Source organism: Streptomyces sp. NPDC001056 (assembly GCF_053598955.1).
Genome location: NZ_JBSFLI010000027.1, coordinates 75,352 through 98,945, shown reverse-complemented (window position 1 = coordinate 98,945; position 23,594 = coordinate 75,352). Strand labels below are relative to the sequence as shown.

Below are 23,594 nucleotides of genomic sequence, written 5' to 3'. Positions count from 1 at the left end.
CACGGACCCGCGCTATGCCTTCCTGCCCAGTCCCGCGGCGATGAGCTGCTCCCAGACGGTCGGTACCTGAGACCCCTCGGTGGGGTCGGGGCGCCACTGGACGGCGGGGACGATGCCCGGTTCCTGGAGGTCCAGGCCGCGGAAGAGGGCGAGGAGTTCGGCGTCCGTGCGCCAGCGGCCGCGGCCGAAGGCGCCGATGAGTTCGGCCTGGGCGGCCTCGGTCTCCTTGTTGTGTCCGCAGCGGAAGTGGGAGATGAAGACGTAGCTGCCGGGCGCGATCCGATCGCTCCAGTAGCGGACGGCCGCGGCCGGGTTCTCGTCGTCGAGGTGGTGGAGTACGGCGCTGAGGATGATGCCGACCGGCTGCCCGAAGTCGATCAGCCGCTCCGTCTCGGGGTGGTGGCGGATGGCGTCCGGGGCGCGGACGTCTCCTTGGACGACGGTGGTGGACTCGTTCTCCGTCAGCAGGGCCCGGCCGTGGGCGAGGACGGTCGGGTCCGTGTCGACGTAGACCACGGCCGCCTCGGGCTGATGGCGCTGGGCGACCTGATGCACGTTGTCGGCGGTCGGCAGCCCGCTTCCCAGGTCGACGAACTGCCGGATGCCGGCGCGTGCGAGCGTGCGCACCGCGCGGACCAGTGCCCTTCGGTTGCTGTGGGCGATGGCGACCGACCCCGGCAGGTCGACCTTGAAGCGGTCGCCGACCTCCCTGTCGACGGCGTAGTTGTCCTTGCCGCCGAGCAGATAGTCGTACACCCGGGCAATGCTCGGTGCCTGTCCGCTCTCGTCCGCCGTCATCAACTTCCCCTTCTCGGAGCGTCGTTGACGTCATCGTAGGTATCCACAGGGCCGGATGTGCGCGCCTTCGCCCCGATGTGCCCGGTAGCCGACGAGCGTGGGCAGGAGGCGCCTTCGAACGGCCCTTCCAGGGTGGTTCGTTCCCTGGGAGGGGTGCTAACCCCCCTCCCCTGACCTGGGGGAAGCCCCCCCGCCGGTCCGGTGGCTGGCAGGCTGTCTCGCGCGAACGACCGTCGCGAGACTCGATGGCATGACGATTTCCACTGACGCACCCGTGATCGCGGGAGCACCTGCCGCCCACCCCCATGACTCCCCATCGCGGGCCGGCAGCGACTTCGCCGGACTTTCCCGGCGCATCGCCGAGGCGGGCCTGCTGGAGCGGCGCCCCGGTTACTACACGGTGCGGCTCGGTGTGGTGATCGCGCTGCTGACGGCGGGCTGGGGAGCCTTCTTCGCGCTCGGCGACACCTGGTGGCAACTCGCGGTCGCCGCCTTCCTCGCGCTGGTCTTCGGCCAAGTGGCCCTGGTGGCCCATGATCTGGCCCACCGGCAGGTCTTCCGGCGGCGCCGGCCGAGCGAGATCTGGGGCCGGCTCTTCGGCAACCTCGGCATAGGCATGAGCTACGGCTGGTGGATGAACAAACACACCCGCCACCACGCCAACCCCAACCACGAGGAACTCGACCCGGACGTCTCCCCGGACATCCTGGTCTGGTCCACCGACCAGGCCCGCAACAGCAGCGGCGTGTCCCGCCTCATCGGCGGGCGCCAGGCGGCCCTGTTCTTCCCGCTGCTGACACTGGAGGGCTTCAATCTGCATGTCGCCGGCGTGCGGGCGCTGCGCTCGCCGTCGATGAAGAACCGGCTGCTGGAAGGCTCCCTGCTCTTCCTGCACATCGCGGCCTACCTGACCGCGCTGTTCGTGGTGCTCCCCCCGGGCAAGGCGGTGGCGTTCCTCGCCGTGCACCAGTGCCTCTTCGGCGTCTACCTCGGCTGCACCTTCGCGCCGAACCACAAAGGCATGCCGACCTTCACCGGCGACGAACGGCCCGACTTCCTGCGACGCCAGGTGCTCACCTCCCGCAATGTGCGCGGCGGCCTGCTCACCGACGTGATGCTCGGCGGCCTCAACTACCAGATCGAGCACCACCTGTTCCCGAGCATGCCCACGCCCCATCTGCGACGGGCCCGGACGGTCGTGCGCGCGTACTGCGCGGAGATAGGCGTGCCGTACTACGAGACCGGGCTGATCCAGTCCTACCGCGAGGCGCTCACCCATCTGCACCGGGTGGGGGAACCGATCAGGCGGCGGCGCGGGGAGGCGTCCTGATGCACCCCGTACCCCGTACCCCGTTCCGCGGGCCCGCGCCCGCCGAACGGAGCCTCGGCCAGGACCACCGGCCTCTCGGACGGCGGCCCCGCGACCTTGGGACATCACGGCTCAGACCAGCACCCCCTCGATGAGGTCGGCGGCACGCGCTGTCCCGCCCTCGGCCCGCGCCTCGGCACGCAGTCGGGCCGAGCGACGCGCGACCTCCGGATCCCCGATCAGATCCCTCAGGGCCGTCCGCAGTGCGTCGGCCGTCGCGTCCGCGGTGTCGATACGGCGCGCCACGCCCAGCTCCACCAACCGGTCGGCGTTCATGAACTGTTCGGCGGCCTGCGGTACGGCGATCATCGGGACGCCCGCCAGCAGGCCCTCGCCGCAGCCGCCCATGCCGGCGTGGGTGACGAAGGCGTCCGCCTGGTCGAGGATCGCGCGCTGCGGGACCCAGGAGTGGACCTCGACGTTGGACGGGATGGTGCCGAGTTCCCTCGGGTCGGTGTACTTGCCGATCTGGAGGACGACATGCCAGCCGGGCAGATCGCCGTAGGCCGCGAGGCACCGGCGGTAGAACTCGGGCTGCCGGGTGAAGGCCGAGCCCAGGGAGACCAGCAGCACCTTCTCGGCGCCCGCCGGTCGGGTCCAGCCGTCCCCGGCCGCCGCCCGGTCGAAGCAGGGGCCGACGTAGGTCACCGTGCTGGTGTCGACCCGGTCGGCGTGCGGCTGCATCGCCCGCGGGATGAGCGCCAGCGCCCGCGCGGGCCGGCCGGAGAAGGAGTCCACGTCGGTCGTGGACGCCCCGCACCCGGCGAGCCACTCGGCGAACCTCGCCCGGTAGGCGTCCGCGCCCGGCAACTGCCGGATGTGCGCCGCGACCTCCTCGCCATAGCCCTCCCAGGCGACGAAGGTCGGGGACAGCTGCATCAGGGGCCGGCCCTGCGACTCGGCGAGGGCGCGCGCGGCGTAGGCGCCGATGTCGTACAGGTACAGGTCCGCCGGGTCCTGGTCGTAGGCGGCGTGCAGCCGGGGGAGGGTCCGGATGGCGTCGGAGAGGAAGAGGTCCATCGTGGCGACGGGGTCCTCGGGCCAGGTGTTGTCGGCGAACGGCAGCCCGGAGGGGCAGGGGACGAGTTCGGCGCCGGCGCCCGTGATCAGGTCGGCGACCGCCGGATCGTTGGCGTACGTCACCCGGTGGCCGCGCGCCACCAGTTCACGGATGACCGCCAGACTGGGCAGCACATGACTGACGAGCGGGATGCCGACCATGGCGATGTGGGCACGACGGCGCGAAGCGGAGGACAGGGAGGACAGGGAGGACAGGGAGGACAAGAGGACTCACTCATTCCAGATCTACGGCGAAAGGGATACGCAGGCCGGCGTGCCGACGGAACCCCGTCCTGTCGGCGGACGCGCTGGGCCATGCGGAGGGGAACCGGGGCGCTGCCCCGACCCGTTCAGCCGTAGATCTGAGTGAAGTGCATGCCGGTGACTCTAGCCGTGATCACGATCCGGGACACCGGATTTTCTTCCGTCCTCTCTCACACCCGCGGGGCGGCGGCCTCCAGATCGGCGATGCTGCCCGACATGATGGTGCGGATGTGCTCTGTGATGTGCTCCGCGGGCCAGTCCCACCAGGCCACCGCCAGCAGCCGGGCGACGTCCTCGGAGCCGTAGCGGGTGCGGATGAGGCGGGCCGGGTTGCCGCCGACGATGCCGTAGTCGGGCACCTCCGCGGTCACCACGGCGCCGGTGGCGATGATCGCGCCGTGTCCGATCCGAACGCCGGGCATCACCGTCGCGCCGTGCCCGAACCAGACGTCGTTGCCGACGACGGTGTCCCCCCGGTTCGGCAGCCCGGTGAGCAGGTCGAAGTGCGCGGCCCAGGAGCCGCCCATGGTGGGGAAGGGGAAGGTCGAGGGGCCGTCCATGCGGTGGTTGGCGCCGTTCATGATGAACCGCACGCCCGTGCCCAGCGCACAGAACTTGCCGATGACCAGCTTCTCCGGCCCGTAGTGGTAGAGCACGTTGCGTGTCTCGAACGCGGTCGCGTCGTCCGGGTCGTCGTAGTACGAGTACTCCCCGACCTCGATCAACGGGGACTTCACCAGGGGCTTGAGCAGGACGACCCGAGGCTGCTCGGGCATCGGGTGGAGAACGGTGGGGTCGGCCGGTACGGGCATGGTGGGTGATTCCTCGGAGGGCGCGGGTTCGATTGGCCGTTCCATGATCGTGTCGTAGGGCCGCCCGGGACACCGGATTACGGGACTTCCGCCGTCCGATCGTCGTTCCTGCCGGGGCGCGGTGAAGTGGACCGGGCGGTCCGGTGGTTGACGCCGGCCGGTCGAGCTGTTGTACGGTCCCCTCGTTCCACCGCTGGTGAGGGACGTGCCGTGCCCGGTGTCGCCCGACCCGCCGCACCACGTCGAGGAGACCCGCATGTTCATCCAGCCCTGGGACGCCGGTCTGGACGAGGCCGAATGGCGGACCTGGCTCGCCGAGGGCCATGACTTCGGGCAGCTCAGCGTCAACGGTCTGCCCGGTGAGGCGCCCGTCGTCGTCCCCACCCACTTCGTCACCGACGGCGACCAGCTGCTGATCCACCTCGCCCGGCCCAACCCGGTCTGGAAAGCGATCGAGCACGACCCGAACGTCACCTTCGCGGTCAGCGGCGACTACGCCTTCATCCCCGGCCCCTGGCGCGCCGCGCCCGGCATCCCGCCCACCGACGGCGTGCCGACCAGCTACTACGCGGCCGTCCAGTTCACCTGCCGCGCCCACATCATCGACGACCCCGAGGCCAAGGCCGAGCTGCTGCGCCGCCAGCTGGCCCACTTCCAGCCCGACGGCGACCACGGCCCCGTCGAGGTCGATGGGCCGCCGTACGGCCGGACGCTGCCCGGCATCCGCGGCCTGAGGCTGGACGTCGTCGAGGTACGGGCCAAGTTCAAGTACGACAACCAGAAGCCCGTCGAACTCCGCACCTCCGTCGCCGACCGCCTCACCGAGCGCGGCGAGGGCCTCGACGCGCCGACCGCCCGCCAGCAGCTGCGCCGGGTGGACCGCATCGGCACCTGGAAGGCCTGACGCCGGCTCCGGCTCCCGGAGCACGCGCCGGCCCGACGACCTCCGACCTCCGCCCCCCGACCTCCGAACAGACGATCCTGCGATCGGGTCGGTTCGCCGGGGTGAGCTCGCATGATCGCCCGACCCTCCGCAGAATGGTGCTGTATCCGACCTGCCACGCGGGCCACACCGCCGTACGGGGCCGCAGCCCGGTATCCGCGAGGTGGGCGCCCCGTCTCCGGGAGGCGACATGCACCACCGAACGGTCGAGGAACTCATGACCCGGGACGTCGTCCGTGCCCGGCGCGACACCTCGTTCAAGGAACTCGCGAGGCTGCTGGAGGAGAACGACATCACCGCCGTCCCCGTGGTGGACGAGATGGAGCGTCCGATGGGCGTGGTGTCCGAGGCCGACCTGCTGCGCAAGAGCGCCGACCAGGCCGACCCGTCGGGCCTGACCCCGATCCCGCACCTGGAGGCATGGGAACGGGCCAAGGCCGAGGGCGCCCGCGCCGAGGAACTGATGTCCGCCCCCGCGGTGTGCGCCCGGCCCGAATGGACCGTGGTCGAGGCCGCCCGCCTCATGGAGGTCCAGCACGTCAAACGCCTGCCCGTGGTGGACGAGGCCGACCGGCTCGTGGGCATCGTCAGCCGTGCCGACCTGCTGCGGGTCTTCCTGCGCCGCGACGAGGCCATCCGCGAGGAGATCAACCGCGACCTTCTGCGGGGCACGCTCCTCCTCGATCCCCGCGATGTGACGGCGGAGGTGCGCGACGGACGGGTCACGCTCGCCGGCGTCGTGGAGTTCAGGAGTCAGATCCCCGTCGTCGAGCAACTGTGCCGGGGGGTCGACGGGGTGGTGTCGGTGTCCGGCAACCTCACCTACCGGAGGGATGACGCCAGGGACGCGCCCGGCGGAAGGTGAGCGTCCGCGCTGATCGTCGGCGGCGCTGCCGGCATGCCGCCGGGATGAGGCCGTTCGGGCTGGGGGACACGTTCGCCGCGCTGCGGGTGCGCGACTTCCGGCTGTACTTCGCGGGCCAGTGCGTGAGCCTGGTCGGCACCTGGATGCAGGCGGTGGCCCAGTCCTGGCTGGTGCTCCAGCTGACCGGCTCGGGCACGGTGCTGGGACTGGTGGTGGCCGTCCAGTTCCTGCCGGTTCTGCTGCTCGGCCCCTACGGCGGACTGGTCGCGGACCGCGCCGACAAGCGCCGCCTGCTGATGGCCACCCAGACGGCCCTGGCCGGCCTGTCCCTGGTCCTGGGCCTGCTCAGCGTCACCCACGTCGTGCGGCTGTGGATGGTGGTGATCCTCGCCGTCGCCCTCGGTACCGTCAACGCGATCGACAACCCCACCCGGCAGACCCTGGTGCCCGAGGTGGTCGGGCCGGAGCTGCTGCGCGACGCGGTCAGCCTGAACAGCGTGATGACCAACGCGGCCCGCGCGATCGGCCCGGCGCTCGCCGGCGTCCTGATCGCCTCCGTCGGGGTGGGCGTCTGCTTCCTGGCCAACGCCGCCAGCTTCGCCGCCGTACTGCTCGCCCTGCGCGTGATGCGTACCGACCGGCTCCAGCGGAGCGCGCCGGTCGAGAAGGGCCCGGGACAGCTGGCGGCCGGACTGCGCTACGTCCGCGGCACCGCGGGACTGTGGGTGCCGCTGGCCATGATGGCGCTGATCGGCACGCTCGCCTACGAATTCCAGGTGGTCCTCCCGGTGCTGGCCCGCACCGGTGTGCACGGCGACGCTCGCACCTACGGATTCATGACCTCCGCCATGGGCCTGGGCGCGACGGTCGGCGGCCTGGCCGTGGCCGCCTTCGGCAGGGCCGGAGCGGTCCCGCTGATCCGGACCGCCGCCTTCTTCGCCGCCGCGCTGACCGCGGTCGCGGTCATTCCCTGGCTGCCCGGCGTCCTCGCGGCACTCGCCGTCGTGGGAGCGGCGAGCACCGCGTTCCTGGCGACCGGGAACACCACCCTGCAACTGGTCGCCGACCCGTCCCTGCGCGGCCGGGTGATGGCGTTGTGGTCGGTGACCTTCCTCGGCAGCACCCCCGTCGGCGGGCCCGTCGTCGGCGTCGTGGCCCAGCACCTCGGCCCGCGGGCCGGGCTCGGCCTCGGCGCCGGTGCCTGTCTGGCCGCCACCGTCCTCGGCTTCGCCGTCCTTCCGCGGATCTCCCCGGAGCACCGGTTCATCGAACCCGGGCCCGCCCCCTGCCATCCGCCGCCCCCCACCGAGACCGACCGGACCTGAGCCGCCGGGGCCCATGCCCGGCCTCGGCCGCCGGAAGGCCGGGGCCCCGGTCACTGGAAGGCCGCGTGGATCTCCTGCTCGGTCGCCTCGTGCGACACGAGCAGGAGCTCGTCGCCGGGCAGCAGCCGCACCCCGGGACCGGGCACGGTGGGCTGGCCGTCGCGCACGACGGTGGCGACCACGGTGCCCGCGGGCAGCGGGATCTCGCCCAGGGTGCGCCCCGCGGCTCGGGAGCGCGCGGTGATGGCGGTCTCGATGACCTCCACGCCCGCCTTGCTCAGCCTGAGCAGCGCCACCGTGTCCGTCGCGCCGGTGGCCTCCTCGATCAGGGAGATCAGCGGGGTGGCGGCGGGCACGGCCACGTCCACGCCCCACCGCTCGTCGAAGAGCCACGCGTTCTCCGCGTCGTTGACCCGCGCGGCCACCCGGGCCACGCCGAACCGCCCCTTGGCGAGCAGAGCGATGACGAGGTTGTCCTCGTCGCGTCCCGTGGTGGCGATGACGAGGTCGCAGGCGAAGGCCCCCGCGCGCTCCAGCGTGCCCGGATCGCAGGCGTCGCCGGTCAGGAGACGCACCTGCTTCAGCCCGCCGAGTTCGGCCACGCGGTCGTCGTCGTACTCGACGAGGGAGACGTCGTTGCGTGCGGCCGACAGCACCTGGGCGATCTGCGCGCCGAGCCGGCCCGCGCCGGCGATCAGGACCTTCACGTTCCCAGCTCCTTGTCGAGAAAGCCGCCGAGCCGGCCGAGCGCGGTCGCGGCGACGGAGAAGGTGACGAGGTCACCGGGCTCGGCGAGCACACCATGGGCGGGCAGCAGCGAATGCCCTCCCCTGGTGACCTCCACGACGCGGATCTCGCCGTCGACGTCGAACTCGGACAACCGCCGCCCGGTGAGGTACGACGGCAGCCGTGAGCGTACGAGGAGGGTCTCGCCGCTTCCGAAGGAGACCTCGGGGCTGAGATGGCGGTGCAGCAGCATCTGGTGGAAGCGGTTGACCGCCCAGCGGACACTGGAGACCGTCGGGATGCCCAGCTCCTGGTAGATGTCGGCGCGGCGCGGATCGTGGATGCGGGCGAGGACGACCGGGACCCGGTACGTGTCCCTGGCGGTCCGCGCGCTGACGATGTTGCTGTTGTCCCCGGAGGTGAGCGCGACGAAGGCGTCCGCGTGGGCGATCCCGGCCGACTCCAGCGCGGAACGGCTGAAGCTGTTGCCCACGTGGAAGGCGCCGGGGAACCCGGGCGGCAGCAGCCCGCGGGCCTTGGGCTGCCGGTCGATGAGCCGTACGTCATGACCCTCGGTGACGAGCTGGCTCGCCAGGGCGGCACCGACCCGGCCGCAGCCGGCGATGATCAACCTCATCCTGCCGCTCCCCCCGCGCGTCGGTCATGGCGTCGCACCAGCCCTTTGCGGACCTCCTCGGCGGCGAGCAGCAGAGCCCCGAACGCGGCGAGCACCGCCCAGTCGGCGAGGGTCAGCGGCGCGGTGCGGAAGACCGCCTGGAGCGGGGGCGCGTAGCTGATGGCGGCCATCAACCCGATGCCGAAGCAGCCGGCCGCCAGCAGCCACGGGTTGCCCAGCAGGCCCGCCCTGAAGACGCTCTGCCGGTCGGTGCGTACGGCGAGGGCGTTGAAGAACTGACTGACCACGATGCCGGCCTGGACCATGGTGATCGCCTCCCGGTAGACGGGGTCCGCCTTGGTGAAGTGCGCGTAGGGGATGCCGGAGGCGTGGATGTGCCAGAAGAAGACGGCGCACACGCCGACGGCCTGGATGCCGCCGAGGAAGAGGACACGGCCCATGACGGCCGTCGAGAAGAGCCGCTCCTGGCGGCGCCTCGGCGGGCTGTTCATGACGTCGGGTTCCATCGGCTCCGCGCCCAGGGCCAGGGCGGGCAGCACGTCCGAGCCGAGGTCGATGGCGAGGATCTGCACGGCGGTGATCGGCACCAGCGGGAACCCGGCGAAGGTCGCCGCGAGGATCGGCACGAGTTCGGCGATGTTGTGACTGAACAGGTAGATCAGGAACTTGCGGATGTTCCGGTAGACCGAACGGCCCAGTCCGACCGCGGTGGTGATCGAGGCGAACGAGTCGTCGAGCAGCACCATCACCGCCGCCTCGCGGGCGACATCGGTACCCGAGGCACCCATGGCGACGCCGATGTCCGCGTGTTTGAGCGCCGGCGCGTCGTTGGCTCCGTCGCCGGTGACGGCGACGACCTCACCGCGTCGCTGCAACGCCGTCACCACCCGCATCTTGTGCTCGGGATCGACCCGGCACAGCAGCAGTTCCGCACGGTCGGCCAGCAGGGCGTCCAGACCGGCGTCGTCCAGGGCGTCCAGCTCGCTGCCGGTCGCCACGGCCGGTGCCGGTCCGCGCACGATGCCGACCCTGCGGGCGACGGCCTCCGCGGTCAGCGGATGGTCACCGGTCACCATGACGATGCGGATACCCGCCCGCCGGCACGCGTCGACGGCCTCCCGCACCTCCGGCCGCGGCGGATCGTACATCCCCGTGAGCCCCAGCAGCGTCAGTCCCGACTCGACCTCCGCGAGCGGCGGCCGTCGCCCGGCGACCCGCCGCCGGGCGACCGCCAGCACGCGCAGACCCTGCCCGGCCATGCCGTCGGCCGCCGCGGTCACCCGGGCCCGGTACGCCTGCGTCAGCGCGGTCCTCGTCCCCGCCGCACCGACGGCGTCGCAGCGGGCCAGCACCTCCAGCGGGGCGCCCTTGACGCAGGCGAAGAACGTGCCGTCACCATCGCGGTGCACCGTGCTCATCAGCTTGCGCCCGGAGTCGAAGGGATACTCCGCCACCCGGGGCGTCAGGGCTTCCTCCCGCGCCGGATCCAGACCGGCCTTGCGGGCGGCCACCAGCAGGGCGCCCTCGGTGGGGTCCCCGAGCACCCGCCACGTCTCGCGCCCGTCCGGCGGCACCAGCCGGGCGTTGCCGCACAGGGCCGCCGCCCGCAGCAGCTCCCGCACCCCCGGCGCGTCGGCGACCTCACCCACCGGCGCGTACCCCACCCCCGTCACCGGGTACGGCACACCGTCCGCCCACAGCTGTACGACGGTCATCTCGGCCTGGGTGAGGGTGCCCGTCTTGTCCGTGCAGATCACGCTGGTCGAGCCCAGTGCCTCCACGGCGAGCAGCTGCTTGACGAGCGCGTGCCGGCGGGCCATCCGGCGGACACCGATCGCCAGGGACACCGACAGCGTGGCCGGCAGTCCCTCCGGGACCAGCGCCACCATCACCCCGAGGGAGAAGACGAACGTGTCGACGAACGGCTGCCCCTCCGGCACCCGTACGGCGAAGAGGACGGCACCCGTCGCGAGTGCCACGCCCGCGACCCGGCGGGCCATGACGGCCACCTGCCGCTGCAGCGGGGTCCGCTGCCTCGGAGCGGCCGCGGTGAGCCGGAAGATCCGCCCGAACTCGGTGGCCGTGCCCGTGGCGTACACGACGGCCTTGCCCGTGCCGGCGACCATGTCGGTGCCCATGAACACACAGTTGCGCGCACGCAGCGGCGGTCCCGGCGGCACGGGTTCGGCGACGCGCCCGACCGGCTCGCTCTCCCCGGTGAGCGGGGCGTTGTCGACCGCGGCCTCCTGGGCGTCGACCAGCCGGCAGTCGGCCGGTACCGCGTCTCCCGCCTCCAGGACCACCACATCGCCCGGCACCAGGTCCCGTGCCGGCAGCTCACGCCGCTCCCCGTCCCGCAGCACCCGGCAGGTGTGCGGCACCATCGCCTGGAGGGACTGCGCCGTGCGCTCGGCGGAGTACTCCTGCGCGAAGCCGATGCCCGCGTTGAGCAGGACCACCCCGAGGATCGCCAGGGCGAGCTGGAGGGTGGCCGGATCGCGGGGGCGTCCGAGGACATAGGCGAGAAACGTGATCGCCGAGGAGACCAGCAGGACCACCGCGAACAGGTCGGTGAACTGTGCGAGCAGCCGGCGCCACAGCCGGCCGCGCCGTGCGCCCGGCAGGACGTTGGGGCCGTAGCCGTCCTGCCGTGCGGCGGCCTCGGCCGACGGGAGGCCGCGTGGGGAGCTGTCCAGGGCGGCGAAGACGTCGGGAACGGACAGCGAGGGCAGGAGCGGCGGGGGCCCGTTCCGCCGGTCCGAAGGCATGACCGGCGCCCCGGCGCTCGGGCCGCCCTCGGGCGGGGCCGGGGTGTGCCGGTCCGGCCCGGGACCCGCTGGGGAGGCCGGACGCGTCCCGTCGTGCGCACGGCGGGAGCGGTCGGCGCCGCCGAGACCCCCGTACGGCCGCTCCCCACTGCGCGGTGAGGCCCGGTCAGAGGACATCGAGCACATCGGCCACCGGCCGCCGCGGGCTCGCGGGGCCCTCGGGGCCGTAGCCGAGCCGGATCACCATCTGGACGTACGCCATCTCCGAGACGGGATCACGGACGGCCCACCGGACCTCGGACCACTCCAGGGGCTGGGAGGTGAGCGAGGCGACCAGACCGTCGGTGGTGGCCCGGAGCAGGACCCGCTCCAGCGCCTGACCGGCGCACAGCCAGTCCACCGGGCCGTCCTCGACCGTACCCAGCAGCGCGATGTTCGGGTTCTGCTCGAAGACGGCCTCGCCGCGTCCGGGCACCGGGCGGCCCGCGGCGAAGTCGCGTACCGGAACCGAGGTGCCGTGCTGCCGGGGGCCGAACGCCTCGGCGGGGATGCCTTCGGACGCCCCTGGGGTGCCCGGTGCCGCCGGTTCCGTGTGTGCCCACCGTGCCGTCTCCGCTCGCCACGCCGGATCGCTCGCCTCCCGGTCCTCGGCGTCCCGCACCAGCTCCAGGACCGACCGCACGTGCCAGGCGCCCGGGAACACCAGTTGGGCGCCCTCGGTACGGGCCGCGTCGTACAGCCGCTCCTTGACGGCGGCCGGGATGTCCTCGTCGCGGTAGGGAAGGCGACTGGAGTGCCGCCTCGGGACCGCCGGGTGGAGCCCGGCCAGCGCGGCGTCGGGTGATCCGGCGCCGGACAGGCGCACCTCGGCGAGGAGCTCCGGCTGCGCCGGGTCGGGCAGCAGCCGGACGTCCGGGGCGAGTCCCGCCGCGGCGGCCGAGACCCGCAGGTTCAGCAGCGCCGCGCCGCAGCTCAGGTGCAGGCCCCGGTTCTCCGGGTCGGCATGCGGGAGCGTGCGGTGCAGGTCGGCGTACAACCGCAGCGCCCCGCTCTCCCGCAGGTAACGGAACGTCCAGGGCTGCGCGTTGCACAGGGACGGCGCCGCGACGGCGTCCGCGACCAGCGCGGTGGCCGTGCTCACGGTGAGGGACTCTGCGGTCACGGTGGCTTCCCTTCGTACCGGCTCGGTCGCTCACCCGCGGGTCGGGACCGCGATGACAGGACAGCGGGCGTGGTGCAGCACGCCCTGGCTCACGGAGCCCAGGAGCATGCCCGCGAAGCCGCCGCGGCCCCGGGTGCCCACCACCAGGCCCAGCGCATGGGCCGAAGCCTCGGTGAGGACCTGGACCGGGTGGCCCGCGACCAGTTCGTGGCGCAGGTCCACCTCGGGGTAGCGCGCTTGGCGGCCCGCCACGATCTCGGAGAGCAGCCGACGGGACTCCTCCTGCGGCCCGCTCTCGTCGAAGACCCTCAGCGGGCCGTGCTCCCACACGAGCAGCGCCCGCAGCCCGGCGCCGCGCAGGGCCGCCTCCTCGAACGCCACGTCGACCGCCGCCGCGGAGCGTTCGCTGCCGTCGACGCCGACGACGTAGTACGGCCGGTCCTGGGTGATGTGCTCGGGCTCGGGCACGACCACCAGCGGGCAGTGCGTACGGGCCATCACCGGCAGGGCGATGGACGCGGATCCGAACACCTCCCGGCGGCGGCTCAGGTGCCGTGAGCCGAGGACGAGGGAGCTGGCGTCGCGGCTCTGCTCGCACAGTGTCCACACCGGGTCGCCCTCGGCGAGCAGCGTGTCCACCTCCAGTTCCGGATGCCGGGCCGTGACGAACTCGGCGGCCTCCTCCAGCACCTGTCTCCCGGCCTCGTGCAGCGCCGCGTTCCACCCCTCCCAGGAGGGCGGGACGGCCTCTTTGCGATCGCCGGGCGTCGGTACGCCCTCGACATGGACCAGGCGCAGTGGCAGCCGACGGCGGCTCGCCTCGTCCGCCGCCCAGGCCGGCGCCATGCGATGGGCGCGGTCGGGATCGACGCCGACCACGATCGGCCGGCGTCCGGGACCGGTGTTCCGGGCGCCCGGGTCGTCCTTGCTCGCGGGTACGGGAGCGGACATCGTCCTTTTCTCCTCCCTGCGGCGGAGCGCCGCCGCGACTTCCATGAAAGCCCGGAACCGTGGGCCTTGCCAGGGGACCGTCGGCCCCCCGGAGCGGCCCAACGGCACGACGTCGGGGAATCGGGACGAAAGGGACCTCAGGGCCCGGGGTATGGGCTGTTCGGCCTCAGCGGCAGAGGGGCCCGCGCGGTGGACTGGAAGGTGTCCGCGGACAGCACGAGAGCCGAGGAGGTACGGCGATGACCACACTGGCCCGCAGGCAGAGGTTCGCGTTCCCGGAGATCCCGGACTGGTTCGAGAACCTTCCGGCACGGTTCGCGATGCCGACGATGGGTGATCTGTACACGGTCAGGATCGAGGACTACACGCAGGACGACCGCTACGTGATGCGGGCGGAGCTCCCGGGCATGGCGCCCGAGGACATAGACGTCCTCATCGGCGACGGCGTGCTGACGATCCGGGCCGAACGCAGCGAGAAGGACATCACGAAGAACCACAGCGAGATCCGGTACGGCTCCATGAGCCGCAGTGTGTCGCTGCCGCCCGGCGCCGACGAGGACGACGTCAAGGCCGACTACACCGACGGCATGCTGACGGTCAGCGTGGGCCTGGGTACGGAGAAGCAGGAGGCGAAGCACGTGGAGATCCGGCACGGCGGCTGAACAGCGGCCACGGCGAGCGGCGGGCCCGGCACCGGGCCCGCCGTCCGTGTGTCCGGTCCGGTCCCGGCCCGGTGTCGGACCGCTTCGTGGCGGGCCCGCCGTGGGAGCTTCTGGTCCCGGGTGTGCGGTCGGCGTGTTCCGTGCTCGGCCGGCCGCCGGCGCGTTCGGTCCCGGACGTCGGCCGGCGCGGTCCACGGCGGGCTCGCCGTCGGCGCCCCGGGCACCGGTGTCACCCGCCCGCGCGGGTGGCGGCCCAGCGGCGTCGTACCGCCTCCTCGTGTTCGGATTCCTCCAGTGCCAGCTCCAGGGCGGCCAGCTCGTCCCGCAGCCGGGGGATCCAGTGGCGGCGCAGGGCGCGGACCCGTTGCCGGGTCCGCCCGGTCTCGGCGGCCAGCAGGTCGGCGGCCGTCTGGTGCACGGCGAGTTCCGCGGCGGCGCGGACGGCGGCACGGTACGCCGTCTCGGCGTGCGCGAGCGCGGTGTTGGGCGCGGTCGGCTCCGCCGGGGTGCGGACCGGGTCCGTCCAGTCCACCGCCGCCGGGTGGCGCACGCCCATGAGCACGGCCCAGCGGACGTCGACGCGTGCCCGGTCCGCGGGCGCGGACGCGGACAGCGCGCTCTCGCCGCCGAGCAGGACCCCGCGCACCAGCCAGGTCTCGGCGTCGGCCAGCCGCTCCCGCCACACCCGCTCCGCTTCCCGTGCGGCCCGCCGCGCCGTGTGCTCGCGGTCCGACAGCAGCCGGAGTTTGCGTTCGAGCAGGTCCGCCGCGCGCGTGGCCGTGGCGAGACTGCGGCGCAGCCGCAGCCGTCCGGCCCGTCCGGCCGGGGCCCGCCGCGCACGCGGGCTCACCGCGGTTCCTCGTCCGCCGACGCGGCGTGCGCGTCGAGAAGCTCGGCCGGGATCATGCCGAGCTGGCTGCGCGGCAGGGTCAGCAGCACCTCCCAGGCCCGGTCCAGGGAGTCCTCCAGGGACCGGTTCTCGTCGGTGCCCTGCGTGAGGAACCGGCTGTGGAAGGCGTCCTCCAGCTCCAGATGGCGCAGGTCGGCGGGGCTCAGCGCGGACCGGCCGACGAGATCGGCGAGCTCCGCCACCTGCCGGGAGCGGGCCAGCGCGGCGATCAGCTGGGCCGCGAGGGCCGGATGGTCGGCACGGGTCAGCCCGGGTCCGGTGCCCTTGCGCATCAACCGCGACAGCGAGGCGAGTGGATCCACGGGCGGATAGGCACCGGCGGCCTGGACGTCGGCGGACAGCACGATCTGGCCCTCCGTGATGTAGCCGGTCAGATCGGGCACCGGGTGGGTGATGTCGCCCCCGGGCATCGTGAGCACGGGCAGGACGGTGACCGAGCCCGGCCGCCCCCTGATCCTGCCGCAGCGCTCGTAGAGGGAGGCGAGGTCGCTGTAGAGATAGCCGGGGTAGGCGCGCCGGGCCGGGATCTCACCGCGCGCGGCGGACACCTCGCGCAGCGCCTCCGCGTAGGCCGTCATGTCCGTCATCACCACCAGGACGTGGCGGCCCTCGGCGAACGCGAGGTGCTCGGCGACGGTCAGGGCCAGCCGCGGGGTGAGCATCCGTTCGATCACCGGGTCGTCGGCGGTGTTGACGAACAGCACCAGCTCCCGGGCGGCGGAACGCGCGGCGAGCGCGTCCCGTACGAACGCCGTGTCGGCGTGCGTGAGCCCCATCCCGGCGAACACGACGGCGAACGGCTCGCCCCCGCAGGTAGCCTGGTCGGCGATCTGCACCGCGAGTTCCAGGTGCGGCAGCCCGGCCGCGGAGAACACCGGCAGCTTCTGGCCCCGCACCAGCGTGGTCAGCACGTCCACGGCGCTCACGCCGGTGAGCACCGGCTCGTTGGGCGGTTCCCGGCGCACCGGATTGATCGGCGCGCCGCCGACCGCCGCGTAGGAGCCGCCCAGCACCGGGGGGCCGCCGTCGGCCGCCTCCCCCCGCCCGTTGCACACCCGGCCCAGCCAACCGGTGCCCACGGGGATCCGCAGCGGCGACCCGGAGAAGGCGACCCGGGTGCCGGTGCGGTTCATCCCGGCCGTGTCCTCCAGGACCTGCACCACCGCCAGGTCGCGGTCCACGTCCAGCACCAGCCCGTGCCGCCGCTCACCGGAGTCGAGGACGATCGTGGCGAACTCGTCCCAGCCGACACCGCTCACCCCTTCGACGACCACCAGCGGGCCGCGCAGCTCACGGACGTTCGTGAACTCGATCGGCGCGGGACCGGCCGTGCCCGCTCCTCGGTCCGGTGTCATGCCGCCTCCCCGGGCCGGGACGTCCTCATGCGGTCTCCTTCAGCCGGGCCAGCACGGCGTCGCGGGCCGCCGTCACCGGGGCGGTCTCGGCCGGGGCCGCCGTCTCACGCGCCCGCAGCAGCGGGGTGAAGTCGACCGCCTCGACGGCGTCCGCGGCCGTACCGGCCTCCACCAGCTCCAGACAGCGGTCGATCACGGTCAGTACGGCCTCCACCAGGGCCGCGGTCTTCTCGGGGGTGCTGTAGGCGTCCGCCGGGCTCAGCGCGTTCTGCTGGATCGCGGCCTCCCGCAGCAGCCGCCCGGCGAGTACGTCGACCCGCTCCCGGGGCGGCAGCGCGGTGATGCCGACCAGCTCCACCAGATCGGCGAGCCGGTCGGCCTGCGCCAGCTGCCGCGCCACGCGCCCGCGCCGCTCGGCCCACTCCGGGTCGCCGCCCCGCGCGTGTGCGGCGGCCAGCGCGGGGGCGTCCCGGGAGAAGGACTCGGACCAGGACACGGCCGGGTAGTGCCGTGCGTAGGCGAGATCGCGGTCCAGGCTCCACAGGCAGCGCACGAACCGTTCGGTGTGCGCGGTGACCGGCTCGGTGCGGTCGCCGCCCGGCGGGGACACCGCGCCGATCACCGTGACCGACCCGTCGGCGCCGCCCAGGGTGCGGACCGCCGCCGCCCGCTCGTAGAACGCGGCGAGCTGCGAGGCGAGACCGGCCGGATAGCCCTCCTCCGCGGGGAGTTCGCCCATGCGGGAGGCGAACTCGCGCAGCGCCTCCGCCCAGCGGGAGGTCGAGTCTGCGATCAGGACGACGTGGAGACCCATGTCGCGGAAGTACTCGGCGACCGTCGCCCCCGTGTGCACGCTCGCCTCGCGGGCCATCATCGGCATGTTCGAGGTGTTCGCGATCGTCACGGTCCGGTCCGCCAGCCGGCCCCCGGTCCGCGGATCGGTCAGTGCTCCCAGCTCCTCGATGACGTCCGCCATCTCGTTGCCGCGCTCGCCGCAGCCGACATAGACGATCACGTCCGCGTCGCACCACTTGGCGATCTGCTGCAACAGCATGGTCTTGCCGGTGCCGAAACCACCGGGGACGGCGACCGTGCTGCCCCGGGCGACGGGGAAGAGCAGGTCGACGGCGCGCTGACCGGTGTTCAGGGGCACCCCGGCCGGCACCCGCCGCGCGACCGGGCGCGGCCTGCGCACCGGCCAGGGCTGCGCCATCCGCACCTCCTGCCCGCCGACCTCGGCGACCACGGCGTCCGAGGAGTGCTCGCCCGCCGGCGCGATCCACCCCACCTCGCCCGCCAGGCCCGGCGGCACCAGCAGCCGCAGCGGAACCCGCGCGCCGATCTCCCCGAGGACCTCACCGGCCGCCACCCCGGTCCCTCGCGTCACCCGCGGAGTGAACGGCCAGGACGGCCGCCGGGACGTACCGGCCGGAGGACCGTTCGACGTGAGCAGATCACCGCTGTCGGCCAGCGGACGCAGCAGACCGTCGAAGACACCGCCGAGCAGTTCCGGCGACAGCCGCACCGACAACGGCGTCCCCAGTGGCTCGGCCGGGTGCCCGGGGGCCAGCCCGCCGGTGTACTCGTACGCCTGGACGGTCGCCGTGTCGCCGTCGATGGCGACGACCTCGCCCGGCAGCCGGTCCGTGCCCAGCGCGACCAGGTCGTGCATGGCGACGTCGGCGGGACAGACGACCTCCACGAGGGGGCCGGACACGCGCAGGATCCGGGAGCGGCCCGCCCCGGGGTCCGGTACCGGGGGGCCGGCGGCGGTCACGACGGCTCCCAGAGCGTCGCGGCGCGCACCCCCAGCCGGTCCAGGGCACGGTCGGCGAGGGCGTCGGCCGACAGGTCGACGCGGCGGCCGGGCGCATCGGCCGTCACGCCGCCCTCCGCGGCGGCCGTGACCCGGGCCCGCGGCCCCAGCGCGTCCCGTGCCGCGGCCGCGACGGCCGACGACGCGGCCGCGTCGTTCGCAAGGGCTCGCCGCACACCCGCGCGGACCGCGTCCCTCAACGCGGCGTAGACCTCGGCGCGCGCCGCGAGCTCCGCCGCCCAGGCGTCCTGCGCCGCGCGGACCCGCTCCCGTGCCGCCCCGGCCGCACCGTCGGCCGCCCCGAGCTCCCGGGCCCGCGCCAGCACCGCGTCGGCCGTGGCGCGCGCCCCGCGCAGGGTGGCGTCGGCATCGTCCCGCGCGCGCTCCAGAACGGCGTCGGCCGAGGCACGCGCCGCACGCAACAGCTCGGCCCGGACCGGGTCCAGGGCGTCCACGGGCGCGCTCACGAAGGGATCACCGCGCTCGGGGCGTGGCACGGAGCCGCGGCGCCGAACGGCTCGACGGGCACGGCCGGGCCGGGGAGCCGGACGGGGCGAGCCGGGTCCGGCGGGCGGCGCGGGCCTTCGGGCGACTCGTGTGCGCGGGCTGGGGGAGAGGTGGCGGGGTCGGGGCGCGCGGGGGTGTGGCCGTGCGGGGGGCACCGTCGGCGAGGGGGTGCCTGCGGTCGCGGGTGCCGGCGCACGCCGGGTGCCGTGGCCGGGCGCGGAGCGCGGGGGCGTTCATGCGGACATCACCACCGTCATGGGCCGGTTCGGCGCCGGCGTCGTCGTCTCGGCGCCCAGCGCGTCGGCCGCCTCGGGCGTGAGGACGACCAGGGCGACCGTGCCGGGCAGCGTCCGCCAGGCCCGGCGTACCGCGTCCGCGTCCTCGGCGACGCGGACCTCGACCCCGGCCAGGGCCAGCCCGCCCACGGCGACGCGGGCGCCGATGGCGGCGACGGTGCCCATCGTCAAGCCTTCCCGATGAGCAGGATCGCGACCACCAGCCCGTACACGGCGATGCCCTCCGCCAGGCCGACGACCACCATCGCCCGGCCGAAGATCTCCGGCCGTTCGCTCAGCGCGGCCAGCGCCGCGGCGCCCGTGTACGCGACGGCGATCGCGGCCCCGATCGACGCGCCGGCCACCGCGATGGCCGCCCCGATCAGGGCGGACCCGTTGGCCCCGCCGCCCGCGGCGGCCTGCGCCGAGGCACTGGCCGGCCCCGTGAGCGCCGCGCCCAGGACGACCAGGGCACCCCCCAGCAGGGCGAGGTTCGTGGCCAGGAGCCAGCGGAAGGCATGTCCGGTGCGGCGCCGGCGCAGCAACCGGACGGCGCCGAGGACCGCTACCAGGACCGGCAGCACGATCAGCCAGGTGAGCATGGGACCACCTTCGCAGCGGGGTCGGCGGATTCCGCCGGGGGAACCCGCCAGGGACGGAACGGGCGGCCCTCCGCGCCGAAGAGCCGGGAGAACAGCTCGTAGAACTCCAGCCGCAGGGCCTGCACACCGGCCACCAGCGCCTCCAGGGCGAAGGTGACGGCCGTACCCACGACGAACAGCAGGACGGCGCCCGCGACCGCGGCGCCACCCCGCCCCGCCAGTGCCGCGGTGCCGCGCCACACCAGGCCGGCCAGCGCGGCGTGCGTGAGCCCGAAGGCCGCGAGCCGGGCGAAGGACAGCGTGTTGGTGCCCGCGCGTATGACGATGTCGAACAGCTGTACCACCGTCTCGGCGAGTCCCCCGCCGCCGCCCGCCGTGGCCCGGTACAGCCCGACCGCCACCAGCGCCAGCCCCGCCGCCGCGAGCGCGGCACCGGCCATGGACAGGGCCGTCCGGTGCAGGACGAGGGCGCCCGCGGCCGACGCCAGCCCCAGGTAGAACAGCAGCCCGGCACCGCCGGAGGCCGCGCACAGTCCCGCGCCCCAGCCGCTTTCCCGCACCCGGTTCACGGCTCCCGAGGCATGCGCGAGGGCCAGCAGACCCGCGCCGAGGACCACCGCGGCGGCCAGCAGCCGCGCGGGCTCGGCCGTCGGACTCAGCCACAGCACCGGCAGCAGCCCCGTCGGCCCGAAGAACTCGCCGTAGGCGGCGCCCGCGAGCATCGAGGCGACACCCGCGCCCGCCAGGAAGGGCCACAGCCGTCCCAGCCGGGCCAGCCGGCGGGGCCGGCCGAGGCGCAGTGCGAGGGCGCCGAGCAGCAGCAGCGCCCCGTGCCCCACGTCGCCGAACATGATTCCGAACATCGCGACATAGGTGAGCCCCGCGGGCCACGACGGATCGAGGTCCGCGTACGCAGGGGTGCCGTACGTCGTCACCAGTGGGGTGAAGGACGCGGTCCGGTGCGGCCGCAGCTGGGTCGGGGGATCGGTGCCGCGCGGCGACGGCAGGGGCAGCAGCGCACCGCCCACCTCGGCCAGCCGTCGCGCGACCCGGGCCACCTCGGCGGCCGGGCACCACCCGGCCAGCGCGGCGACCTCCCCCCTGTGCACGGCGGCGGCCACCCGCTCCTCCAACTGGGCCTCGCCCGCCAGCAGGGCCGCGTCGCCCCGCTGTTCGAGGAGATCGAGGTCGGGGGCGGCGGCGGCCAGGACGGCCGGGGCGGCGTTCTCGGCCCCCGCACCCCGCCCCCGTACCCGCTGGAGCCGGGCGCCCGCCGCCCCCGGGGCGGACTCCTCGGCGCGGTCCAGCTCCACGCAGCCCTCCTCCGCGATCCGCACCAGCGCGTCCCGCAGAGCGGTCCGCGGCACGACCACCGCCACGCGGCGCATCCGGACCGGTGCCATCGCCTCAGACCAGGGCATCGAACGCCTCCCGGGCCCGGCCGCCGCGGGCCGCCGACTCCAGAGCCGCCCGCACCAGCCAGGCGTCCACGGACAGCACGGCGACCGCGCCGACGACCACCCCGGGCCCGTGGCGGCCCTCCCGCAGGAGCGCCGCGCCCTCGGCGCGCACCGTCCGCCACCAACGGGTCTCGGCCCGCCACAGCGTGTCCGGCTCCTCGACGCCCGCCAGCACCCAGCGAGCCGATGGCCCCAGGCGGTCGCGGAAGTCCTGGTAGGAGGCGGCGTCCGACGCCCGGGGCCCGAGCAGCCGTGCCGCGTCGCGCCGTACGGGCGCCGGCAGCGAGCGGCCGTGCACGAACCGTTCACGCGCCGCCAGCAGCGCCGCGCGCCCCCGCGCCCAGCGCCGTGCGGCCGGTACGGCGGCAGCGGTGCGCCGGGCGGCGGCCATCCGCATGCCCGTGACCAGGGCCCAGGGCGTGTCGGCCCCCGGGTCGCCCCAGGGCGAGGCGGCGAGCGCCGCCCGCAGCTCCGTGGGCGTCCCCGCACGCTCCAGGCTCCGCCAGGCGGTCTCCAGCGCCCCCAGCCGGTACGGCTCCGGGGCCCTGTCGGGACGGCCGTCCGGTGCGGGCAGCAGGGCCGCCACGTTGGCGATCTCGAACCCGGCGGCCAGCGGAACCAGCAGCCGGGCACCGCCCGGCGGCAGCCATCCGGCCAGCACCCGCAGCTGCCACAGGGCCGTGGCGGCCACGGCCCGCTGCGCCCCGGGCAGGTCCACCGCCGTGCGCGCGTACCGCCCGTACGGCGTCGGTGCCAGGAGCCGCAGGGCGTCGCCCAGGGCCGGGCCGCGCGCGATCTCCCGGGCACTGTCCGGCCCCGGACACTTGCCGGCGAGTTCCCGGGCCCGCACCGCCGCGGCGACCCAGCCGGCGCTCATGGGGCCCCTCGTGACCCGCCCGCCGGGCGCAGCGCGTCGGCCACCGCGAGATCCACCAGGGCCGGCATGCGCTCCGCCGCCCGCGCGCGGATCTCCGCGGCGGTGCGCTCCCCGGCGGCGCGCAGGGCGTCGGCCTCCCGGCGCGCCTCCCGCACCACGGGTTCGGCCGCCTGCCGGCGCACCGCGGGAGCCCGCTCCCGGGCGGCGGCCACGACACGCTCCGCCGCGCGCGCGGCGTCCCGGCGCAGGGCCGCGGCGGCCTCCTGCGCGTCGGCCCGGATCCGCGCCGCCTGTTCCTGGGCATCCGCCAGCCGGGCGAGGGCGGGCTCCAGTTCCGCCGTGCGCTCCGCCGTGCGGTCGGCGGGTACGCCGGCGGCGGACGCTCCCGGCGTACCCCTCGGACGGAACCGTTCCAGGAAGTCCCGCAGGGTCATCGGCGGCCTCCTGCCGGTCGGCTGCCCCTTCAGTCTCACCGCTCCCGCCCCGCCCCGCACGGTCGTCGGTCGGCCCCCAGGGCCGTTCGGCTCTTGGCACGGGCCGCGGGCGCGCGAGACTGGGACAGTAGGCAGCCGATGGACCGAGGAGGCCGCCGTGGAAGCGCACGAGAATCTCTCCGCCCAGACCGATGCCCGCCGGGAGGCGCCGGGCCGTCGCTGGAGTCCCGGTGAAGCGGCCCGGCAGGATGTGCTGCTCCGCTACCTGGGTGCCGTCGCCACGGCCGCGGCCGGACACGCGGCCGAGGAGGGCGCGCCGGCGGCGCCGAAGCGGCCCATGGCCCCGCCCGGGACCGGCCGGCTCGTGGTGCGCGAGGTGATGGACGTACCGGCCGGGTATGTGCGCGCCGACCTGCCGTACCGCGACATCGCCCGGGTGCTGGCCCGTGAGCAGGCGGGTGCGTTGCCGGTGATCGACGAGGAGGACCAGGTGATCGGCGTCGTATCGGAGTCCGACCTGCTGGCCAAGGTCGCCTTCGAGGCGTCCGGTCACCGGCCCGGACCCGTCGGCAGGCTGCGCGAGCGCCGGGTGCACGGCAAGGCCCGCGGCGAGACGGCAGCCGACCTGATGACCAGCCCCGCGATCACGGTGCTGCCGGACGCGACCGTCGCCGAGGCCGCGTGGCTCGCCGCGCTGTCCCGGCTGAAGCGGATGCCGGTCACCGACCGCAGGGGGCGGCTGGTCGGCGTCGTGCGCAGGGACGCCCTGCTCCAGGCGCTCATCAGGGACGACGCCGGTATCAGGGCGGACGTGGAGGCCGTGGTGCGAGCCTGCTGCCCGCCGGGCGAGCGGGACGCCGTGCAGGTGGCCGTGCATGACGGCATCGTGGAACTGACCGGACGGATGCCCGCGGCGACATCGCAGCGCCTGCTGGCGGAGGTCGAGAGGATCACCGACGTGGTCGAGGTGAAGAACCTCCTCACCGGGCCCTGACGTCGGCGGCATCACGCCGGTGC

At 74.5% G+C, this 23,594-nt stretch carries 23 protein-coding genes; 6 read left to right on the top strand and 17 right to left on the bottom strand.

Going from position 1 to position 23,594, the window contains the following annotated elements:
* Positions 1-12 precede the first annotated feature (12 nt).
* The gene (locus ACWDD7_RS27795; protein WP_450459431.1) at positions 13-798 is read right to left on the bottom strand and encodes an SAM-dependent methyltransferase; all 786 of its coding nucleotides are present in this window, start codon (positions 796-798) and stop codon (positions 13-15) included.
* Between the two features lie 250 nt (positions 799-1,048).
* Between ACWDD7_RS27795 and ACWDD7_RS27790 the strand changes: the two genes are divergently transcribed.
* Positions 1,049-2,128 (top strand): fatty acid desaturase family protein, encoded by a 1,080-nt coding sequence (locus ACWDD7_RS27790; RefSeq protein ID WP_450459430.1) that lies wholly within the window; start codon positions 1,049-1,051, stop codon positions 2,126-2,128.
* A 111-nt stretch (positions 2,129-2,239) separates the two neighbouring features.
* On the opposite strand, the gene ACWDD7_RS27785 is transcribed toward ACWDD7_RS27790, so the two are convergent.
* Positions 2,240-3,388, bottom strand: a complete 1,149-nt coding sequence (locus ACWDD7_RS27785; protein WP_450459453.1) for a macrolide family glycosyltransferase — start codon at positions 3,386-3,388, stop codon at positions 2,240-2,242.
* Between the two features lie 272 nt (positions 3,389-3,660).
* A complete protein-coding gene (locus tag ACWDD7_RS27780; protein WP_450459452.1) occupies positions 3,661-4,302 on the bottom strand; it encodes a CatB-related O-acetyltransferase in 642 nt (213 codons plus the stop codon).
* 256 nt (positions 4,303-4,558) lie between these two features.
* Between ACWDD7_RS27780 and ACWDD7_RS27775 the strand changes: the two genes are divergently transcribed.
* The 3 genes from ACWDD7_RS27775 (at position 4,559) to ACWDD7_RS27765 (ending at position 7,435) form a co-directional block, all read left to right on the top strand.
* Complete coding sequence (locus ACWDD7_RS27775) at positions 4,559-5,206, top strand: FMN-binding negative transcriptional regulator (RefSeq protein ID WP_450459429.1); 648 nt, start codon at positions 4,559-4,561, stop codon at positions 5,204-5,206.
* 229 nt (positions 5,207-5,435) lie between these two features.
* Positions 5,436-6,110 (top strand): CBS domain-containing protein, encoded by a 675-nt coding sequence (locus tag ACWDD7_RS27770; RefSeq protein ID WP_351874817.1) that lies wholly within the window; start codon positions 5,436-5,438, stop codon positions 6,108-6,110.
* Between the two features lie 44 nt (positions 6,111-6,154).
* Positions 6,155-7,435, top strand: a complete 1,281-nt coding sequence (locus ACWDD7_RS27765) for an MFS transporter (RefSeq protein WP_450459428.1) — start codon at positions 6,155-6,157, stop codon at positions 7,433-7,435.
* Between the two features lie 50 nt (positions 7,436-7,485).
* On the opposite strand, the gene ACWDD7_RS27760 is transcribed toward ACWDD7_RS27765, so the two are convergent.
* The 5 genes from ACWDD7_RS27760 to ACWDD7_RS27740 all read right to left on the bottom strand — a co-directional run bounded on the left by ACWDD7_RS27760 (position 7,486) and on the right by ACWDD7_RS27740 (position 13,679).
* Positions 7,486-8,142 carry a potassium channel family protein gene (locus tag ACWDD7_RS27760; protein ID WP_351874822.1) on the bottom strand — a complete coding sequence of 219 codons (657 nt, stop codon included), beginning with the start codon at positions 8,140-8,142 and terminating at the stop codon, positions 7,486-7,488.
* Positions 8,139-8,798 (bottom strand): potassium channel family protein, encoded by a 660-nt coding sequence (locus ACWDD7_RS27755; RefSeq protein WP_392213990.1) that lies wholly within the window; start codon positions 8,796-8,798, stop codon positions 8,139-8,141. Before ACWDD7_RS27755 ends, ACWDD7_RS27760 begins: the two co-directional genes overlap by 4 nt.
* Positions 8,795-11,566: a cation-translocating P-type ATPase gene (locus ACWDD7_RS27750; protein WP_450459427.1), complete on the bottom strand. Its 2,772-nt coding sequence runs from the start codon at positions 11,564-11,566 to the stop codon at positions 8,795-8,797. Before ACWDD7_RS27750 ends, ACWDD7_RS27755 begins: the two co-directional genes overlap by 4 nt.
* A 166-nt stretch (positions 11,567-11,732) precedes the next feature.
* Entirely contained in the window at positions 11,733-12,728 is a 996-nt protein-coding gene (locus tag ACWDD7_RS27745) for an Acg family FMN-binding oxidoreductase (RefSeq protein ID WP_450459426.1), read from the bottom strand.
* A gap of 30 nt (positions 12,729-12,758) precedes the next feature.
* Complete coding sequence (locus tag ACWDD7_RS27740; protein WP_450459425.1) at positions 12,759-13,679, bottom strand: universal stress protein; 921 nt, start codon at positions 13,677-13,679, stop codon at positions 12,759-12,761.
* Between the two features lie 239 nt (positions 13,680-13,918).
* Here ACWDD7_RS27740 and ACWDD7_RS27735 point away from each other — a divergent pair, with 239 nt between their 5' ends.
* Positions 13,919-14,341, top strand: coding sequence for an Hsp20/alpha crystallin family protein (locus tag ACWDD7_RS27735; protein ID WP_351874837.1), 423 nt, complete (start codon positions 13,919-13,921; stop codon positions 14,339-14,341).
* Positions 14,342-14,570: 229 nt separating this feature from the next.
* On the opposite strand, the gene ACWDD7_RS27730 is transcribed toward ACWDD7_RS27735, so the two are convergent.
* The 9 genes from ACWDD7_RS27730 to ACWDD7_RS27690 all read right to left on the bottom strand — a co-directional run bounded on the left by ACWDD7_RS27730 (position 14,571) and on the right by ACWDD7_RS27690 (position 22,577).
* Positions 14,571-15,191 carry a V-type ATP synthase subunit D gene (locus tag ACWDD7_RS27730; RefSeq protein ID WP_450459424.1) on the bottom strand — a complete coding sequence of 207 codons (621 nt, stop codon included), beginning with the start codon at positions 15,189-15,191 and terminating at the stop codon, positions 14,571-14,573.
* Positions 15,188-16,606 carry a V-type ATP synthase subunit B gene (locus ACWDD7_RS27725; RefSeq protein ID WP_450459423.1) on the bottom strand — a complete coding sequence of 473 codons (1,419 nt, stop codon included), beginning with the start codon at positions 16,604-16,606 and terminating at the stop codon, positions 15,188-15,190. Before ACWDD7_RS27725 ends, ACWDD7_RS27730 begins: the two co-directional genes overlap by 4 nt.
* 25 nt (positions 16,607-16,631) lie before the next feature.
* Entirely contained in the window at positions 16,632-18,383 is a 1,752-nt protein-coding gene (locus ACWDD7_RS27720; protein ID WP_450459422.1) for a V-type ATP synthase subunit A, read from the bottom strand.
* Positions 18,380-18,889, bottom strand: a complete 510-nt coding sequence (locus tag ACWDD7_RS27715) for a hypothetical protein (protein ID WP_450459421.1) — start codon at positions 18,887-18,889, stop codon at positions 18,380-18,382. The genes ACWDD7_RS27720 and ACWDD7_RS27715 overlap by 4 nt, the downstream gene beginning before the upstream one ends.
* Positions 18,890-19,162: 273 nt before the next feature.
* Positions 19,163-19,390, bottom strand: a complete 228-nt coding sequence (locus ACWDD7_RS27710; protein ID WP_351881660.1) for a hypothetical protein — start codon at positions 19,388-19,390, stop codon at positions 19,163-19,165.
* Between the two features lie 2 nt (positions 19,391-19,392).
* Complete coding sequence (locus tag ACWDD7_RS27705) at positions 19,393-19,806, bottom strand: ATP synthase subunit C (RefSeq protein ID WP_450459420.1); 414 nt, start codon at positions 19,804-19,806, stop codon at positions 19,393-19,395.
* Positions 19,791-21,227, bottom strand: a complete 1,437-nt coding sequence (locus ACWDD7_RS27700; RefSeq protein ID WP_450459419.1) for a V-type ATPase 116kDa subunit family protein — start codon at positions 21,225-21,227, stop codon at positions 19,791-19,793. The genes ACWDD7_RS27705 and ACWDD7_RS27700 overlap by 16 nt, the downstream gene beginning before the upstream one ends.
* Positions 21,214-22,143: a hypothetical protein gene (locus ACWDD7_RS27695; RefSeq protein WP_450459418.1), complete on the bottom strand. Its 930-nt coding sequence runs from the start codon at positions 22,141-22,143 to the stop codon at positions 21,214-21,216. The genes ACWDD7_RS27700 and ACWDD7_RS27695 overlap by 14 nt, the downstream gene beginning before the upstream one ends.
* Positions 22,140-22,577, bottom strand: coding sequence for a hypothetical protein (locus ACWDD7_RS27690; protein WP_450459417.1), 438 nt, complete (start codon positions 22,575-22,577; stop codon positions 22,140-22,142). Before ACWDD7_RS27690 ends, ACWDD7_RS27695 begins: the two co-directional genes overlap by 4 nt.
* Before the next feature lie 157 nt (positions 22,578-22,734).
* On the opposite strand from ACWDD7_RS27690, the gene ACWDD7_RS27685 reads away from it, so the two are divergent.
* Positions 22,735-23,571 carry a CBS domain-containing protein gene (locus ACWDD7_RS27685; protein ID WP_351871678.1) on the top strand — a complete coding sequence of 279 codons (837 nt, stop codon included), beginning with the start codon at positions 22,735-22,737 and terminating at the stop codon, positions 23,569-23,571.
* Positions 23,572-23,594 lie beyond the last annotated feature (23 nt).